The 19,184-nt window shown below is 76.3% G+C and carries 1 protein-coding gene; it reads right to left on the bottom strand.

Annotated features, from left to right (window positions below):
• Positions 1 to 8 precede the first annotated feature (8 nt).
• Complete coding sequence (locus tag S1361_RS35570; RefSeq protein ID WP_243769414.1) at positions 9 to 18,944, bottom strand: non-ribosomal peptide synthetase; 18,936 nt, start codon at positions 18,942 to 18,944, stop codon at positions 9 to 11.
• Between the last annotated feature and the right edge of the window lie 240 nt (positions 18,945 to 19,184).

Raw genomic sequence — 19,184 nt, 5'->3', positions numbered from 1 at the left:
TCGGATCCTCACCGTTCGTGGTCGTGGCCGCCGTACGCGGCGTCTTCGGAGTCGGGGCCGTACACGTCGCCGTCGGCGTCGGGGTCGCCGTACGCCGCGTCCTCCAGTTCGCTCAGCACCTGTTCCTCGACGAGTTCCGCCAGGGCTGCGACCGTGCGGGAGAGCAGGACGTCGCGGGGGGTGAGCGTGACGCCGAACGCGTCGTTCGCGCGGGAGGCGATGAGCAGGGCGCGCATGGAGTCGCCGCCGAGCAGGAAGTAGTCGTCCTCGGCGCCCACCGCCGTCTGGAGGGTCTCCTCCCAGATGGCCGCCAGCGCCTCCTCGGCCGGTGTGCGGGGTGCCACGTACCCGGGCCGTGCCCGCTCCTCGGCCGTTGCCGGGGCGGGCAGGGCGGCCCGGTCGGTCTTGCCGTTCTCGGTGACCGGGAAGCGGTCCAGCACCGCGAACGCCGACGGCACCATGTAGCCGGGCAGCGAGCGGGCGGCCAGCGCCCGCAGCTCGTCCGGGGTGGGCGGCTGCGCGCCGGGGGCCGTGAGCAGGTGGGCGACCAGCCGCGGTCGGCCCGGTTCGTCCTCCCGCACGGTCACCACGGCGTCCAGCACACCCGGGTGGCGGACCAGGGTCGCCTCGACCTCGCCCGCCTCGATGCGGTGGCCGTGCAGCTTCAGCTGGTGGTCGGTGCGGCCCAGGTAGTGCAGTTCGCCCCCGCCGTCGCGGCGCACCAGGTCGCCGGTGCGGTACATGCGGGTGCCGGGCGGACCGAACGGGTCGGCGCGGAACCGGGCCGCGGTCAGTCCGGGCCGGCCGAGGTAGCCGCGGGCCAGCGCCGGTCCGGCGAGCCACAGTTCACCGGCGACGCCGTCGGGGACCGGTCGCAGCCGGGCGTCGAGGACGTAGGCGCCGGTGGCGGGCAGCGGGCGGCCGATGGGCGGGGCGGTGCCGTCCGCGGCCAGGGGTGCGGACCAGGTGGCGACGACGGTGGCCTCGGTGGGGCCGTAGGAGTTGACCATGCGGTGGTGCGGGGCCCAGCGGGCGACGAGTTCGGCGCCGCACGCGTCCGCGCCGACGATCAGCGTCTTCAGGTCGGGCAGCGTGCCGGGGGTGCCGGCGGGCAGGGTGGCGAGCGCGGCCGGCGGCAGCAGGGTGTGCGTGATCCGCTCGGCCCGCAGGGTGTCGGCCAGTTCGGCGCCGAGCAGCGGTCCGGGCCGGGGTACGACGAGACGGGCGCCGTGCGGCAGGGACGTGCACAGTTCCAGCACGGAGGCGTCGAAGCTGGGCGTGGCGAAGGCCAGCACCCGGTCCCCCGGCGCGACCTGGTAATGGGCGGCCTCGGCGGCGGAGAAGGCGGCGAGCCCGCGGTGGGTGACGACGACCCCCTTGGGGGTGCCGGTGGAGCCGGAGGTGTAGATGACGTAGGCCGGGTCGTCCAGGTCGAGCGGGCGGGTCCGGTCGTCGTCACCGGGCCGGTGTCCGGGTACGTCGTCCGGCGGGGCGGCGAGCAGGCCGGCGACCTCCTTGGCGTCCAGGGTGAGGGCGGGGGCGGCGTCGCGCAGCATCAACGCGATCCGCTCCTCGGGATAGGCGGGGTCGACGGGCAGGAACGCGGCGCCCGCCTTCGCCACCGCGAGCTGCGCCAGCACCATGTCCGGCGAGCGGGGCAGCAGCAGCGCGACGAGGTCGCCGGGTCCCGCGCCGCGGGCGATGAGGTGGTGCGCCAGCCGGTTGGCCCGCGCCTCGACCTCGGCGAAGGTGAGCAGCGTGCCGGGCGCGCCGAGCGCGGGTGCGGTCGGCGCGCGGTCGACGGCGGCCTCGACCAGGGCGGGCAGGGGGGCGGGGGTCACCGGGCCGAGCGCCGGGCGGGCGGGGCCGTGCAGCAGCCGGTCCCGCTCGCCGGGCGGCAGGACGTCGAGGTCGTCCAGGCGGGCGGTGCCGTCGGAGGCGGCCAGCGTGTGCAGGGTGTGCAGCAGCTGCGCGGCCAGGGACGCGGCGGTGGCCGCGTCGAAGTACCGCGGGTCGTAGCCGAGTTCGACGGCCAGCCGGTCGCCGGGCGAGACGACCACGGTGAGGGGGTAGTTGGTGGCCTCCCGGGCGTCCAGACCGCGCAGGGCGAGCCCGTGCGCGCCCGCGGTCGCGTCGCCGACCGGGTAGTTCTCGAAGACCACCAGGCTGTCGAACAGCGAGGTGTCCGAGGGCAGTTCGGTGAGGGAGTGCAGTGTGCCGAGGGGCAGGTGGTCGTGCCGGCGGTCCTCGGCGCGTGCCTCCTGTACCGCGCGCAGCCAGGCGGCGCAGGGGGCGTCGCCGTCGACCGCGGTCCGGGCGGGCAGGGTGGTGATGAACAGGCCGGTGACGGTGTCGGCGCCGGGCAGGTCGGCGGGCCGCCCGGAGACGGTGGTGCCGAAGCAGACCTCCCGCTGCCCGCTCCACCGCGCCAGCAGCAGCGCCCAGGCGCCCTGCACGAGCGTGTTGAGGGTGAGGCGGTGCCGGCGGGCGAACTCCTGCAGCCGACCGGTCTGTTCGGCGCCGAGCCGTTGGGACAGCCAGGTCCCGGAGCGGGCCGTGGCACCCGGGGCGGGCCGGCGGTCGTACGGCAGCGGGGTCGGCGCGGCGAGGCCGGCCAGGACGCCGCGCCAGTGTTCCTCGGCGGGACCGGTGTCGCGGGCGGCCAGCCAGGCGGCGTAGTCCGCGAACGGCCGGCGCTCGGGCAGCCGGGGCCGCTCGCCGCGGGCGAGGGCGGCGTGCGCGGCCATGACGTCGGACAGCACGTGGAAGACGCTCCAGCCGTCCAGCAGGACGTGGTGGAAGGTCCACACCACGCGGACCGCGTCCGGGCCGAGCCGGACCAGGGCGAGCCGCAGCAGCGGCGCGCGGTCGAGGGCGAGGCCCCGGGCCCGCTCGTCGGCGAGCAGCCGCTCCACCTCGGCCTCGTGGCGGTCCGCCGGCAGCCCGCTCCAGTCGTGCTCGGTGACCGGCAGGGGCACGGCCCGGTGGACGATCTGGAGCGGCACGGGCACACCGCGCAGGGCGACGGAGGTGCGCAGCACCGGGGTGCGGTCCACGACGTGCTGCCAGGCGGCGGCCAGGGTGCCCAGGTCGTCGGCGCCTTCCGCCACGAAGGTGATCTGCTCGACGTACAGGCCGTGTTCGGCCTCGTCCAGGCCGTGCATCACCATGCCGGTCTGGGTGGGCGTGAGCGGATACACGTCCGTGACGTCCGCGCCGTTGCCGACGAGCCGGTCGACGGCCGCCTGGTCGAGCGGCGCGAGCGGGAAGTCGGAGGGGGTACGGCCGCCCGCGCCGGGTTCGGCACAGTGCCGGACGATCGCGCGGAGTTCCTCGGTCAGCTCGGCGGCAAGACGGCCGACGGTCTCCCGCCGGTGCACCGCGCTGCTGTATGACCAGGTGAACTCCAGTCGTCCGTCGGTCACTTCACCGAGGACGTCGAGGAGGTGCGGCCGGTCGGCCGAGCGGTCCATGCCGCCGGTGAGGCCGCCGTGGGGCGCGTACAGCAGGCCGCCCGGGGCGGGGGTCCCGTCCGGCCGGCCCAGGTAGTTGAAGCAGACCGGCGGCAGACCGGGCAGCTCCCGGCCGGCCGTGGGATGCAGGAAGCGCAGTGCGCCGTAGCCGAGTCCGCCGTGCGGTACGGCCCGCAGGTTCTCCTTGACCGCCTTCAGCACGGTTCCGGTGCCGGCGTCCCGGGGCACGTCCAGGGCGACCGGGTACATGGCGGTGAACCAGCCGGCCGTACGGGCGAGGTCGGTGTCCTGGAACAGGTCCTCGCGGCCGTGGCCTTCCAGGGTCACCGCCACCCGGTCCCGGCCGGTCCACCGGGCCAGGACCCGGCCCAGTGCGCACAGCAGGACGTCGTTGACCCGGGTGCGGTACGCGTCCGGCACGTCCTGGAGCAGCCGGCGGGTCTCCTCGGCGTCGAGGCCGGCGGTCACGCTCTCCTCGTCGGCGACGGTGTTCGTGCCGCCGGGGTGGTCCACGGGCAGCGCGGTGCCGGCGTCGAGCCCCTGCCAGTGGGCGAGTTCGGCGTCGAAGCCGCCGGCCTCGGTGTGTGCGGCGAGCCTGCGGGCCCAGTCCCGGAAGGAGGTGCTCTTGGGTCCGAGGGCGGGCCGCTCGCCGTCCCGCAGCGCCCGGTAGGCCGTGTCGAGGTCCTCCAGGAGCAGTCGCCAGGACACGGCGTCCACCACCAGGTGGTGGGCGGCCAGCAGCAGGACCGGCCGGCCGCCGTCGTCCGGCCGGCACAGCGCGGCCCGCAGCAGCGGCCCCGCGGCCAGGTCGAAGCCGGCGGCGAGTGTCTCGGCCACCGCGCGCGGCTCCGCGCGGCGGTGCACCTCCAGGTGCGGGGGTTCGGCGCCGGGCGCGGTGCCGTACTGCCGCCACCGCCCGTTCCCGTCCCGCTCGAACCGCAGCCGCAGCGCGTCGTGGTGCTCCAGTACGGCGGCCAGGGCGCCCCGCAGCAGGCTCTCGTCGGGGTCCGTGGCCAGCTCGTGCGCGACCGTCTGGCTGAAGTGCGCGGGGTCGCCGGTGAGGGTGTCGAGCAGCCAGTGCTGTACGGGGGTGAGCGGGGCGTCGCCGGTCACCGGGCCCTGCTCGGCGGTGACCGCGGCCACCGGGACGCGCTCCGCGGCGGCGGCGAGTTCGGCGAGGGTCTGGTGCGTGAACAGGTGCCGGGGGGTCAGCGCGAGCCCCACGCGGCGGGCGGCCGAGACGATCCGGATGCCGAGGATGGAGTCGCCGCCGAGCGCGAAGTAGTTGTCGTCGGCGCCGACGTCGGGGACGCCGAGGACCTCCGACCAGATGGCCGCGAGGGCCTGCTCGGCCTCGGTGCGCGGCGGCCGGCCGGCCTCGCCGGTGCCGGGGGCGGACCACTCCGGCACGGGCAGCGCCCTCCGGTCGAGCTTCCCGGTGGCACCGAGCGGCAGCCGCTCCAAGGGCACGACGAGGGCCGGGACCAGGTGGTCGGGGAGGCTGCGGGCGAGGAAGGCACGAAGCTCTGCGGGGTCGGGCAGGGCGGGCGCAGCGGGCTGGGCGGCATCGGGCCAGGCGGCAGCGGGCTGGGCAGCATCCGGCCGAGCGGCGCCGGGCCGGGCGGCATCGGGCCAGGCGGCATCCGGCCGGGCAGCATCGGGCCAGGCGGCAGCGGGCCAGGCGGCATCCGGCCGGGCAGCATCGGGGCGAGCGGCATCGGACCAGGCGTCATCAGGCCGGGCGGCATCGGGCCGGGTGGCGTCGGGCCGGGCCGGTGTGCGGGGCACCGCGTAGCCGATCAGGCGGCGGTGGCCCGCGTGTTCGATCACCCGGGCCGCGGCGGCCGCCACCGCCGGGTGCCGGGCCAACGCCGCCTCCACCTCGCCGAGTTCGATGCGGAAGCCGCGCACCTTGACCTGGTCGTCGCCGCGGCCGAGGTAGACGATGTCGCCGTCGGCCGTCCAGCGGACCAGGTCGCCGGTGCGGTACATGCGGCTGCCGGGCGGGCCGAACGGGTCGGGCAGGAAGCGGCTCGCGGTCAGGCCGGGCCGGCGCAGATAGCCGCGGGCGACGCCGGTCCCGGCGAGGAACAGCTCGCCGGGCGCGCCGACGGGCACCGGGCGCATCCGCTCGTCCAGGACGTAGGCGCGGGTCCCGCCGAGGGGCCGGCCGATCGGCGGGTCGCGGTCCGGATCGGCCGGGTCGCAGGTGAAGGCGGTGGCGTAGACGGTGGCCTCGGTGGGGCCGTAGATGTTGTGCACCTGGCTGCCGGGGATCGCGGTGCGGACCCGGCGTACGGTCCGGGCGGGCAGCCCCTCCCCCGCGAGGACGACGGTGTCCGCGGTGATGCGTACGGCGTCCTCGGCGAGCAGCCGGTCCAGGGCCGAGGGCACCGCGCTCAGCAGTCCGGCGCGCCAGGGCCCGGGGCGCTCGGCGAGGGCCAGCAGGTCGCGGACGACCTCCACGCAGCCGCCGGACAGCAGGGGCGAGAAGATCTCGAAGACCGACACGTCGAAGTTGAGCGAGGTGGCGGCGACCACGTGGTGCAGGCCCCGGCCGGTGAACTCGGCCGCCGCCCAGTCGGTCAGGGCCAGCACGGAGGCGTGGCTGACGACCACGCCCTTGGGCCGGCCGGTCGAGCCGGAGGTGTGGATGACGTAGGCCGGGTGGCCGGGCAGCAGGGGGCCGTGCCGTTCGCCGTCGCCGACCGGGGTGTCCGGTAGGCCGGCGCCCGGGTCCTCGTCCAGCAGGATCCGGGTGAAGGGGCCCTGGGGCAGCCGGCCGGCGGTCTCCGTGGCGGTGATCACGGCGTCGGGCCGTACGTCGTCGAAGAGGAACGCGACGCGCTCGGCCGGGTACTGGGGGTCGACCGGCAGATAGCCGGCGCCGGTCTTCAGCACCGCGAGGAGGGCCACGAGCAGGTCGGCGGTGCGGGGCAGGCAGAGGGCGACGAAGCGCTCCGGGCCGGCGCCGGCGGCGATGAGCAGCCGCGCCAACCGGTTGGAGCGGGCGTCGAGTTCGCGGTAGGTGAGGCGGGTGTCGCCGTGCCGGACGGCCGGGGCGTCCGGGGTGCGCCCGGCCTGCCGGCGGAACGCCTCGGGCAGGGTGTCGTACGGTGCCTCGGCCTGCCGTCCGCCGAACCGGTCCACCAGGGCCCGCCCCGCGGCCGGGTCCAGCAGCGGCAGCTCGGCCAGCCGGCGGTCCGGGTCGGCGGCCATGCCGGTGAGCAGGGCGCGCAGGCTCTCGCCCAGCGCCCGCACCGTCGCGGCGTCGAAGGCGGCGGGGTCGTAGTCGAGGTGCACGTCCAGGGTGTCGCCGGGTGCCACGACCACGCTGAGCGGATAGTTGGTGGGCTCCAGGTCCCGTTCCTGTTCCATGGCGAGGCCGTGCCGGGCCAGCGCGCCCTCGTCGAACGGGTAGTTCTCGAAGACCACGATGGAGTCGAACAGGGCGGTGCCGCCGGGTACTTCGCTCCACGACTGGACCTGGGCCAGCGAGACGAAGTCGTGGCGGCGGGCCTCGGACTGGGCTGCCTGGAGGTCGCGCAGCCAGTCCAGCAGCGGGCGGCGCCCGTCGACGCGGGCCCGGGTGGGCAGGGTGTTGATGAACAGGCCCACCATCGAGGTGACGCCCGGCAGTTCGGCGGGCCGGCCGGAGACGGTCGTGCCGAACACGACGTCGGTGCCGCCGCCGTAGCGGGACAGCAGCAGCGCCCACGCGCCCTGGAGGACGGTGTTGAGGGTCAGCCCGGACCGCTGGGCGGTCTCCCGCAGCCGCGCCGAGACGTCCGCGCCGAGGCTCATGCGCACCGACCCGCAGGAGGAGGCACGGTGCGCCTCGGCGGGCCGCCGGTCCCTGGGCAGTTCGGTGGGCGCCTGGAACCCGGCGAGGGTCTCGCGCCAGTACCGTTCGGCCCGGCCTGTGTCCCGTCCGGACAGCCAGCGCAGATAGTCGGCGAAGGGCCTGCGCTCGGGGATTCGCGGGCGGCGCCCGGAGGTGAGGGCCGCGTACCGCTCGCACACCTCGTCGAAGACCTGGGCGGCGCTCCAGCCGTCGAGCAGGACGTGGTGGAAGGTCCACACCAGGCGGACCCGGTCCGCTGCCAGCCGGATCAGCGTCAGCCGCATCAGGGGCGCCGCGCCGAGGTCGATGCCGGTGCTCCGGTCCTCGGCGAGCAGCCGGTCCAGCTCCCGCGCGCAGTGCTCGGCGGGCTGTCCGGACCAGTCGTGGTGGGTGACGGGCACGGTGGCCCGGTGCCGGACGACCTGGAGCGGTTCCGGGGTCTCCTGCCAGACCAGGCCGGTGCGCAGCACCGGGTTGGCGTCGGCGGTGTGCTGCCAGGCCTCGGCGAGCGCGTGCGGGTCGGTGACGCCGGACAGCACCAGCTGCACCTGGTTGACGTAGGTGCGGCTGTCGGCGTCCAGCAGGCTGTGGAACAGCATGCCCGCCTGCATCGGGGTGAGCGGGTAGACGTCGGCGACGTCACGGCCGTCGCCGGCGATCCGGTCCACGGCGGCCTGGTCCAGGCGGGCCAGCGGGAAGTCCGACGGGGTACGGCCGCCCGCGTCGGGGCGGGCGCAGTGCGCGACGATGTCGGTGAGGGCCTGCAGCATGCCCTCGGCGAGCGCGGTGACGGTCTCCTCGCGGTGCCGTCCGGCGCCGTAGTACCAGGTGATCTCCAACTGGTCGTCCTCGACGCGGGCCACGACGTCCAGCAGGTGCGGCCGCTCGGTGCCGGGCGCCTCGGCGCCGCCCAGTCCGCCGGGAACCGCCCCGATCAGGGTGCCGCCGCCGTCGGACCAGCCGAAGCGGCCCAGGTAGTTGAAGGTGATGCCGGGCGCGGGCGCGGCGGTGAGCCGGGGGTCGCGGGCCAGGTGGCGCAGGGCGCCGTAGCCGAGTCCCCGGTCGGGCACGGCCCGCAGCTGCTCCTTCACGGACTTCAGGGCGGTGCCCCAGTCCGCCGCCGGGACGGTCAGGGCGACCGGGTGGAGGGAGGTGAACCAGCCGACCGTGCGGGACAGGTCGACGTCGTCGAACAGCTGGTCCTCACGGCCGTGCCCTTCGAGGCCGACGGCGACGGTGTCGCGTCCGGTCCAGTCGGTGAGGACCCGGCCCAGCGCGGTGAGCAGGATGTCGTCGACGCGGGTGCGGTAGACGCCGGGGACGCGGCGCAGCAGGCCGTCGGTGCGGTCGCGGTCCAGCCGTACGGTCACCTCCCGGACGTCGGCCATGGTGGTGCCGCCGTCGCCGTCCACGGGCAGCGGGTCGGCGCAGTGCCGGGCCGCCCGCTCCCAGAAGTCGAGCCGGCCGGCGAAGGTGCCGGTGCGCTCGCGCAGCCGGCGGGTCCACTCCCGTACGGAGGTGGTGCGGGCGGGCAGGCGTACCGGCTGTCCGGCGGTGGCCTGCGCGTAGGCGGTCTCCAGGTCCTCCAGCAGGATCCGCCAGGAGACGCCGTCGACCACCAGGTGGTGGGCGAGGAGGAGCAGCCGGGCGGGCCGGGTGCCGTCGGCGGTGAACAGGCGCGCGGTGAACAACGGGCCGGTCTCCAGCCGGAGTCCGGCGTGGGCCGCCGCCGTGACGGGTCCCTCCGCCTCCCGGTCGTGGACCTGCAGCAGCTCCGGGACCGGGCTGCCGGCGGCGATGTCCTGGCTCCAGGAGCCGTCGCCGCCGAGGGCGAACCGGGCGCGCAGGGCGTCGTGGTGGGTCCACAGGGCGGTGAGGGCCTGGCGCAGGGCGTCTTCGTCGACCGGGCCGGCGGCCTCGATGACGACGGACTGGTTGAAGAACCCGGGGTGCGCCGGCCGCGGGTCGAGGAACCAGTGCTGGATCGGGGTGAGGTCCGCCGGTCCGCTGACCGGTTCGGTGCCGGCCACGGCGGGCGCGGCATCGCCGCCGGCGGCGGCCAGCTCGGCGACGGTGGGGTGCCGGAAGAGATCGCGCGGGGTGAGGGTGAGCCCCGCGGCCCGGGCCCGGGAGACCACCTGGATGCTGAGGATGGAGTCGCCGCCCAGGGTGAAGAAGTTGTCGTCCACGCCGACCCGTTCGACGCCGAGCAGCTCGGCCCAGATCCCGGCGAGGATCCGCTCGGTCCCGGTGCGCGGGGCCCGGTGGGCCCGGTCGCCGCCCGCCGACCAGTCGGGGGCGGGCAGCCGCCGCCGGTCGACCTTGCCGTTGGCGGTCAGCGGCAGTTCGGGCACGGTGACGAACGCGGCGGGCACCATGTAGTCGGGCAGTCCGGCCGTCAGGTGGGCGCGCAGCTCGGCAGCGGCGGGCACGTCGGCGCCGCCGGCCGGTACCAGGTGGGCGGCGAGCCGTTTGCGGCCGGCGTCCTCGTAGAGGGAGACCACGGCCTCGGCGACGGCGGGGTGGGCGGTGAGCAGCGCCTCGATCTCGGCGGGTTCGACGCGGAAGCCGCGGATCTTGATCTGGTCGTCGGCGCGGCCGACGAAGTGCAGTTCGCCGTCGGCGCTCCAGCGCACGAGGTCGCCGGTGCGGTACATCCGGGTGCCGGGTGGCCCGAAGGGATCGGCGACATAGCGGGCGGCGGTCGCTCCGGGCCGGCCCGCGTAGCCCCGGGCCAGCCCCGCGCCGGCGATGTACAACTCTCCCGGTACGCCGGGGGGTTGGGGCTGGAGGGCGGCGTCGAGGACGTACACGCGGGTGTTGTCCAGCGGGCGGCCGATGGGCAGCACGGCGGGCAGCAGGTCGCCGGAGCGGAAGACGCGGCGGGTGGCGAAGGTGGTGGTCTCGGTGGGTCCGTAGCCGTCGACGACGGTCAGGCCGGGGCACGCGTCGAGGACCCGGCGTACGGCGGCACCCGGCACGGCCTCGCCACCGGTCCACACCTCGCGCGCGCCGCGCAGGCAGCCGGGGTCCTCCTGGGCCAGCAGGCGGAACAGCCCGGCGGTCAGCCACAGGCAGGTCACGCCCCGTTCCGTGACGGCGTGCCGGACCTGGGCGGCGTCCAGGTCGGCCGGCGGGGCGAGCACGGCGGTGCCGCCGCGCAGCAGCGGCACCCACACCTCGTAGGTGGCGGCGTCGAAGGCGTGCGGCGAGTGCACGAGGACCCGGTCGTGCCCGGCGAAGGCCCGGTCCAGGGCGAGGGCGACGACGTCCCGCTGGCGGACGGCGACGCCCTTGGGGATGCCGGTGGAGCCCGAGGTGAACATCAGGTACTGGACGTTGTCGGGGTGCACGCTGTGCGCGGGCGCGGGGCCGTCCGGACCGGGGACGTCGTCGACGCGCACCACGCGGTCGCCGGGCAGCAGCTCCCGGGCCGTCTCCGCCCGGCCGGCGTCGGTGAGCAGCAGCCCGGCGCCGGCCTCCGTCAGCGTCCGGCGCAGCCGGTCGACGGGGGCCCTGCCGTCCAGGGGCACGTACACCCCGCCGGTGCGGACGAGCGCCAGCTGCGTGACGATCAGCTCCACCGAACGGTCCATGAGCACGCCGACGGACCGTTCCGGACGGACGCCGAGCCCGGCAAGGCGCACCGCCAGCTCCTCGGCCCGCGCGTCGAGTTCGCGGTAGGTGAGGTGCCGGTCGCCGGCCTCCAGGGCCACGGCGTCGGGGGTGCGGCGGACCTGTGCGGCGAAGAGGTCCGCGACGGTGGTGCCGGGCAGGTCCGTGGCGGTGTCGTTCCAGGCGCGCAGCACCTGCTCGCGGCGGTCCGGGGCGAGCAGCGGGAGCCGGGCGGGCGGTCGCGCGGCCCCGGCGGGCAGGTGGGTGAGCAGGACGGTCAGGTACTCGGCCATCCGCTCGACGGTGCCGGCGTCGAACAGGTCGGGGTCGTAGCCGAGGCGCAGGGTCAGCTCGGGGCCCGGGTAGGCGGTGAGACCGAGCGGGTAGTTGGTGGTCTCGACGCCCTCCAGCTCGGTCAGGCGCAGCCCGTGGGCGGCGGCGAGGTCGTCGTCCACCGGGTAGTTCTCGAAGACGACGATGCTGTCGAACAGGCCGACCCGCTCGGGGAGTTCGGTGAACGCGCGCATCCGGGTGAGCGGCAGGTGGTCGAACCGCCGGTCCTCGCTCTGCTCGTGCTGGAGCGCGCGCAGCCAGTCGGTCAGGGTGCCGTCGGCGGGGACCCGGACCCGGGTGGGCAGGGTGGTGATGAACAGGCCGGTCATGGCGTCGGCGCCGGGCAGCTCGGGCGGCCGTCCGGACACGGTGGTGCCGAACACCACCTCGTCCCGGGCGGCCTGCCGGGCCAGCAGCAGCGCCCAGGCGCCCTGCACCAGGGTGTTCAGGGTCAGACCGGACGTCCGCGCCAGCTCCTCCAGCGCGCGGGTGGCGGCCGCGGGCAGCGTGGCCCGGACCGCGTGCGTGGACTCGGCGCGGTGGGCCTCGCGCGGTTCACGGTCGTACGGCAGCGGTGTGGCCTCGTCCAGGCCGGTCAGGCGGTGCCGCCAGTGCCGTTCGGCGGTGGCCGGGTCGCGCTGTCGCAGCCAGGCCACGTAGTCGGCGTACGGGGGCCGGTCCGGGAGGGCGTCGGGGCCGGTGCCCGCGTGCCGGGCGAAGACGTCCGTGAGCACCTGGAACAGGCTCCAGCCGTCCAGCAGCAGATGGTGGAAGGACCACACCACGCGCACCGCGGTGTCGGAGACGCGGGCGAGGAGCAGGCGCTGGAGCGGGGCCCGTCCGAGGTCGATGCCCTCCGCGCGGTCCCGGGCCAGCACGTCGTCCAGCCGGGCGCGGCGCTCCCGCGCCGTCAGGTCCCGCCAGTCCAGGTGGGTGACCGGGACTGCCGCGTGGCGCTGCACCACCAGCAGCGGCTCGGGCACGTCCTGCCAGACGGCCCGGCCGCGCAGCACCTCGGTGCGGTCGGTGACGTGCTGCCAGGCGGCGGCCAGGGCCCGCGGGTCGGGCACGCCGTCCAGGACGAACGTCAGCTGCTGGAAGTAAACCCCGCGGTCGTCCTGTGACAGGCCGTGGAACAGCATGCCCGCCTGGGTGGGCGTGAGCGGGTACACGTCCGCCACCGACGCCGGGTCCGGGCCCGTGATCCGGTCCACGGCGGCCTGGTCGAGCCGGGCCAGCGGGAAGTCGGACGGGGTGCGCCCGGCGGCCCCCGGACGGGTGGCGTGCCGGGCCAGGCCGGCGAGCGCGTCGGCGAAGCGCCGGGCCAGGTCGGCGACCGTGTCCCGCCGGTGCAGCCGGTCGGAGTAGAACCAGGTGAACTCCAGGCTTTCGCCCGCGAGTTGTCCGACGACCTCCAGGGCGTGCGGGCGTTCGGCCGCCGGGTCGGCGTCCAGCTCCAGCGGGCGTACGGTGCCCCGGTACAGGCCGTCCGGGTCCTCCGGCAGGCCCATGCGGCCCAGGTAGTTGAAGCTGATCTGCGCGGCCGGGGTGCGCGGGGCCTCCCCGGGCCCGGCGAGGTACCGCAGCGCGTCATGGCCCAGGCCGTGCCGGGGTACGGCGCGCAGCTGCTCCTTGACCTGCTTCAGCACGGCGTCCCAGCCGGCGTTCCCGGGAACGGCGAGGGCGACGGGGTACCGGGTGGTGAACCAGCCGACCGTGCGGCTGATGTCCAGCTCGGGGAAGAGCTCCTCGCGGCCGTGCCCCTCGATGTCGACGACCACCCGGTCCCGTCCGGTCCCAACGCACAGCGCCCGGCCGAGGGCGCTCAGCAGGACGTCGTTGGCCTGGGTGCGGTAGGTGTCGGGGAGGGTGCGCAGCAGGGCGGAGGTGTCCTCGGGGCTCAGCCGCACGGTGACCGCGCGCTGCGAGGCGTAGGTGTTGGTGCCGCCCGGCAGGTCGGCGGGGACGGCGGCCTCGGTGCCGGGCACCGCCCGGGCCCAGTGGTCCCGCTCGTCGGCGAAGCCGCCGTCGGCCGCGTGGGCGTTCAGCCGGCGGGCCCAGGCGCGCAGCGGGGAGGACTTCGGGGGCAGCGCGGCCGGGCCGTCCTCGTCGGCGCGGCGGGCCCGGTAGGCACGGTCCAGGTCGTCCAGCAGCAGCCGCCACGACACCCCGTCGACCACCAGGTGGTGGACGGCCAGGTGCAGCACGGGGGGCCGGCCGGCTCCCCGGTCGTGCAGGACGGCCCGCAGCAACGGCCCCCGGGCCAGGTCGAAGGGCCCGAAGTGCGGGGTCTCGGACTCCGGGCCGGTGTGGTGGGCCAGGTGGACGCGGGGCGCCCGCTCCTCGATGTGCCAGCGGACCCCGGGGGCGGTGCCGTCGGCGACGAAACGGGAGCGCAGCGCCTCGTGGTGGGCGACCAGGTCGTTCAGCGCGTCCTCCAGCGCCGCCGGGTCCACGTCGTCGGGCACCTGGACGGACAGTGCCTGGGCGAAGTGGCCGGCGCGCTCGGCGGCGGTGTCGAACAGCCAGTGCTGGATGGGGGTCAGGGGGGCCGGGCCGGTGGCCGCCTCCGGTGCGGGGGCGGTCTCGCGCGGGCCTCGGGCGGCGTCCGCGCAGCGGGCGAGGGCGGCGACCGTCTGGTGCCGGTAGACGTCCCGGGAGGTCAGCGGCAGTCCCTCCTGTCGGGCACGGGCCACCACCTGGATGCTGAGGATGGAGTCGCCGCCGAGTTCGAAGAAGTTGTCGTCGACGCCGATCCGTTCGGCGCGCAGCACCTCGGCCCAGATCGCGGCGAGGGCGTGTTCGGTGGGGGTGCGGGGCGAGACATGCCGTACGGCGCGGACGGCGGGGCCCGGGTCGGGGAGCCGGCCGCGGTCGAGCTTGCCGTTCGGGTTCAGCGGCAGGGCGTCGAGCACGACGACGGCCGACGGCACCATGGAGGCGGGCAGCGTACGGCCGAGTTCCCGGCGTACGGCCTCCGGTTCCACCCGCTCGCCGGCGGCCGGGACGACGTAGCCTGCGAGACGCCGGTGGCCGTCGCTGTCGGTGGTGGTCGTGGCCGCGGCCTCGGCGACGCCCGCGCAGCGGCGCAAGGCCTCCTCCACCTCGCCCAGTTCGATACGGAATCCGCGCACCTTGACCTGCTGGTCGATGCGGCCCACGTATTCGAGAATGCCGTCGGCGCGGCGGCGCACCAGGTCGCCGGTGCGGTACATGCGCTCCCCCGGCGCGCCGAACGGATCGGCGACGAACCGTGCGGCGGTCAGGCCCGGCCGGTTCAGGTAGCCGCGGGCCAGCCCGCCGCCGCCGAGGTACAACTCGCCGGTGACTCCTATCGGTTGGGGGTGCAGCGCGTGGTCGAGGACGTAGGCGCGGGTGAGCGCCACGGGCTCGCCGATGGGCGGGGCCTGGTCCGGCAGCCGGTCGCCGGCGAACCAGGCGGTGGCGTACACGGTGGCCTCGGTGGGCCCGTAGATGTTGGCGATCCGGCAGCCCGGCAGCGCGGCGCGCAGGTCGTACAGGGTCTGCGCGGGCAGCGCCTCACCGGCGAGGACGACGGTGTCCGCCGTCACGGGTGCCGTACCGCCGGCGATCAGCCGGGAGACGACGGACGGCACTCCGCTCAGCAGCCCGGCCCGCCGGGGGCCCCTGCCGTCGGCGAGGGCCGGCAGGTCGGCGACGACCTCGACGGTGCCGCCGGCCGTGGTCGGGCAGAGCAGCTCGAACACGGAGACGTCGAAGTTGAGGGAGGTGGAGGCGATCACGTGGACCGGCCCCTGCTCCCCGAACCGCTCCTCCGCCCACGCGGCCAGCGCGACGACCGTGCGGTGGGTGACCACGACCCCCTTGGGGCGGCCGGTGGAACCCGAGGTGTAGATGACGTACGCGGGATGGTCCGGCAGCAGCGGCCGGGGCCGGTCGGCGGCGGTGACGTCCGTGTCGGGCACGGCCGGGTCGGCGCAGTCCTCCAGGAGCAGCGGCTCGCAGTCCGCGGGCAGGGCGGCGGCGGTCTCCCGGGTGGCGATCACCAGGGCGGGCCGGGCGTCGGCGAGCACGAAGCGGACGCGCTCGGCGGGATGGGCCGGGTCGACGGGCAGATAGCCGGCGCCGGCGGTGAGTACGCCCCACAGCACGGGCACGAGGTCGGCGGTGCGCGGCAGGCACAGCGCGACCAGGGTCTCCGGGCCCGCGCCGCGCGCGAGGAGCAGCCGGGCCAGCCGGTTGGCGCGCCGGGCGGTCTCGGCGTAGTCCAGCCGGACCGGGCCGCAGACGACGGCGGTACGGTCGGGGGTTAGGGCCGCCTGGGCGTGGAACAGGTCGGGCAGGGTGGCGGGTTCGGTGTCCGGGGACCGGCGGGCGGGCGGGTTCCAGGTCTCGACGAGGGTGCGCTGCTCCTCGGCGGACAGCATGGGCAGCTCGGCCAGGGTGCGGCCCGGGCCGTCCGCCATGCCCTCCAGCAGGCGGTGCAGGTGGGCGGTCAGGCGGGCCACGGTGGCCGCCTCGAAAAGGTCCGTGTTGAACTCGGCGGTCAGCACGCAGCCGCCGTCCGCGTCCGGGGTGAACTCCAGGACCAGGTCGAAGCGGGCGGCCGGGCGGGGCAGCGGGTGCTCGTCGAAGCGCACCCCGCCGGAGAGCGGCGGCACCGGCAGCGCGGTCTGCTGCACGACGAGCGCCTGGACCAGTGGCGTACGGCTCGGGTCACGCGGTGGCGCCAGCTCCTCGACCACCCGGTCGAACGGCACCCCGTCGTGCGCGAAGGCGTCCAGCACGGTCGCCCGCATGCTCTCCACGAAGCGGTCCACGGTGGCCCGCTCGTCCACCTCGCCGCGCAGCACCACCGTGTTGGCGAAGAAGCCGGGCACGTCCTCCAGGTCGCGTCGTGGGCGGCCGGTGGTGACGGTGCCGAACGCGACGTCCCGCTGCCCCGAGTAACGGGAGAACAGCAGCGCGGAGGCGCCCGCGAAGAGGGTGAACACGGTGGTTCCGCGGCCCGCGGCCAGCTGCCGCAGCCGGGCCACCAACTCGGCGGGAAGCGGGTGCCGGTGGGCCGCCCCGGCGGTGGTGCGCACGGCGGGGCGCGGCCGGTCGGTGGGCAGCTCCAGCTGCTGAAGATCCGTCAGGTGACGTCTCCAGTAGGCGAGGTCGGCGGCGTCCGCGTCGCCGGCCCGGTGCTCCCGCTCCCACACCGCGAAGTCCGGGTACTGCACGGCTGGTTGTGCGAGCCCGTCGGGCTCGCCGGTGATCTCCGCGTGGTAGAGGGCCGCGAGTTCGCGGGTGAGGATGCCCACCGACCAGCCGTCGGTGACGATGTGGTGCTGGGCCAGCAGCAGCAGGTGGTCCTCGGCGGCCAGCCGGACCAGCAGGGCCCGGGTGAGCGGGCCGGCCGCCAGGTCGTAGGGGCGGCTCAGCTCCTCGGTGAGCAGCGCCTCGGCGGCCTCGGCGCGGCGCGCGTCGGGTACGCCGGTCAGATCGGCGGACCTGAGGGGCAGTTCGGGGTCCGGCGCGACACGCTGGGCGCCCTGGCCGTCGACGGTGGTGAAGGTGGTGCGCAGGGAGGCGTGGCGGGCCGCGAGGCGGTGCAGGGAGCGGTGCAGCGCGTCCGGGTCCAGCGGGCCGCGCAGCCGCAGGGACACCCCGGTGTTGTACTCGGTACCGCCCGCGGTGAGGTCGTCGAGGTACCACAGCCGCCGCTGGGCGCTGGACAGCGGCAGGGTGGCCTCGTGGGGGGCCGGCGGTATCGGCTCGGACGGTGCCGCACCCGACGGGTCGCCGGGCAGCGCGGCCAGAGCGGCGATCGTCCGCGCGGTGAACACGTCCCGCACGGTCAGCCGGACGCCCAGCTCCTCCCGGATCCTGGCCAGGACACGGGCGGCGAGGATCGATTCGCCGCCCAGCTCGAAGAAGTCGTCCGTCACCCCGACCGTCTCGGCGCCCAGCACCTCCGCCCAGATCGCGGCCAGGGCCCGCTCCCGCTCCGACCGCGGCGCCACATGCCCGGCCGCGACCGAGCGTTCCGGGGCGGGCAGCGCCCTCCGGTCGATCTTGTGCTGCGGGGTGAGCGGCATCCGCTCCAGTACGACGATCGCCGAGGGCACCAGGTGAGCGGGCAGCGTGGCGGCGAGGGCCGCGCGCAGGGCGGCGGGGTCGAGGGCGAGCGCGGGCGGCTGCGGGCCGTCGGCGGCGGCATCGAGGGCGAGCGCGGGCGGCTGCGGGCCGTCGGCGGTGGGGGCCAAAGTGCCCGAGCCGCGGGACGTGACGGTATCGGTCTGGGGCTCGGTGGGGGCTCCGGCCGGGGTGACGTAGGCGACGAGGCGCTGGTGGCCCGGCGTGTCCTCGCGTACCACCACGACCGCCTCGCCGACGGTGCCTGCGCCGGCCCGGCGCAGGGCCGCCTCGATCTCGCCCGGTTCGACGCGGAAGCCGCGGATCTTCACCTGCCGGTCCAGCCGGCCCAGGAACTCCAGTTCCCCGTCGGCGGTCCAGCGCGCCCGGTCCCCGGTGCGGTACAGCCGGGCCCCCGGCGGGCCGAACGGGTCGGCGACGAAGCGGGCGGCGGTCAGGCCCGGACGGCCCAGATAGCCTCGGGCCACCGCGTCGCCGCCGACGAACAACTCGCCGTCCGCCCCCGGCGCTACGGGACGCAGCGCGGCGTCGAGGACGTACACCCGGGTGTGCGGCAGGGCCCCGCCGATGGTCGGGGTGCCCCGGCCGGCGGTGAGCGGTCCGGTCCAGGTGGCGACGATGGTGGCCTCGGTCGGGCCGTAGGAGTTGATCATGCGGCGGCCGGGTGCCCAGCGGTCCACGAGCCCGGCCGGGCAGGCCTCGGCGCCCACGATCAGCGTGCGCAGGTGACGGGCGGTGCCCTGCGCGGGGCCGGGCAGGGTGGCCAGCGCGGCCGGCGGGATGAGGGCGTGGGTGATGCGGTGCTCGTCCAGGACCGCGGCGAGTTCGTCGCCCAGCCAGGGGCCGTGCGGCGGTACGACGAGTGTGGCGCCGGACAGTACGGAGACGCACAGCTCCAGCACGGAGGCGTCGAAGCTCGGCGAGGAGAACTGGAGCACGCGGTCGCCGGGGCCCACCGCGTACCGTTCGGCGGCGGCCGTGGTGAAGCCGCCGATGCCGCGGTGGGTGACCGTCACGCCCTTGGGGGTGCCGGTGGAGCCGGACGTGTAGATGACGTAGGCGGCGTGGTCGGCGTCGGCCTCGGTACGGGCCTCGGGCCCCGCGCCGTCCCCGGTGTCCAGCAGCTCGCCGACTCTGCGCGGATCGTCCAGGGTGACGGCGGGCGCGGCGTCGGCGAGCATCAGCGCGCGGCGCTCGGCGGGGTAGGCGGGGTCCACGGGCAGGAACGCCGCGCCCGCGCGGGCGACGGCCAGCTCCGCCGCGATGAGTTCCATGGAGCGGGGCAGGACGAGGGCGACCACCCGGTCGGGCCCGGCTCCCCGGCGGGTCAGGTGTACGGCCAACCGGTCGGCGCGTGCGGCCAGTTCGCGGTAGGTCCAGGTGCGTCTGCCGTCGGTGAGGGCCGGTGCGTCCGGGGTGCGGGCCACCCAGGCGGCGAACAGCTCGCCGAGCGTCGGATACGCCGGGGCCGTGCCGCTCTCCGGCACGTCGGTGGCGGGGCCCGCCTGCCGCGGCAGGGAGGACGCCGGTACGGGCTTGTCGTGCAGGTCCGTCATGGGTGAAGTCCTTTGGAGAGCGGGACGATGCGGCGCCGGGGACCGCCACGGTGGCGGCGCGCTGGGCCGGGGCGGCCCACCGGGGGTGCGCGACGGTGCTGCGTGCGGGGGGCGGAGCAGGGATGTGCCGGCCGACGGTGCCGGGCGGTTCGAGGCGGCACCCGATCGGTGGGGATCACCGGTGCCGTAGCCCGTCCGGTGCGGCGGGCGACGCGGCCACCCGGCTCGGGTACGGGCGGC

The sequence above is a fragment of the Streptomyces cyanogenus genome (genome assembly GCF_017526105.1).
GTDB lineage: Bacteria > Actinomycetota > Actinomycetes > Streptomycetales > Streptomycetaceae > Streptomyces > Streptomyces cyanogenus.
The sequence above is the reverse complement of the archived record's forward strand: the minus strand, read 5'-3'. Positions and strand labels throughout refer to the sequence as shown.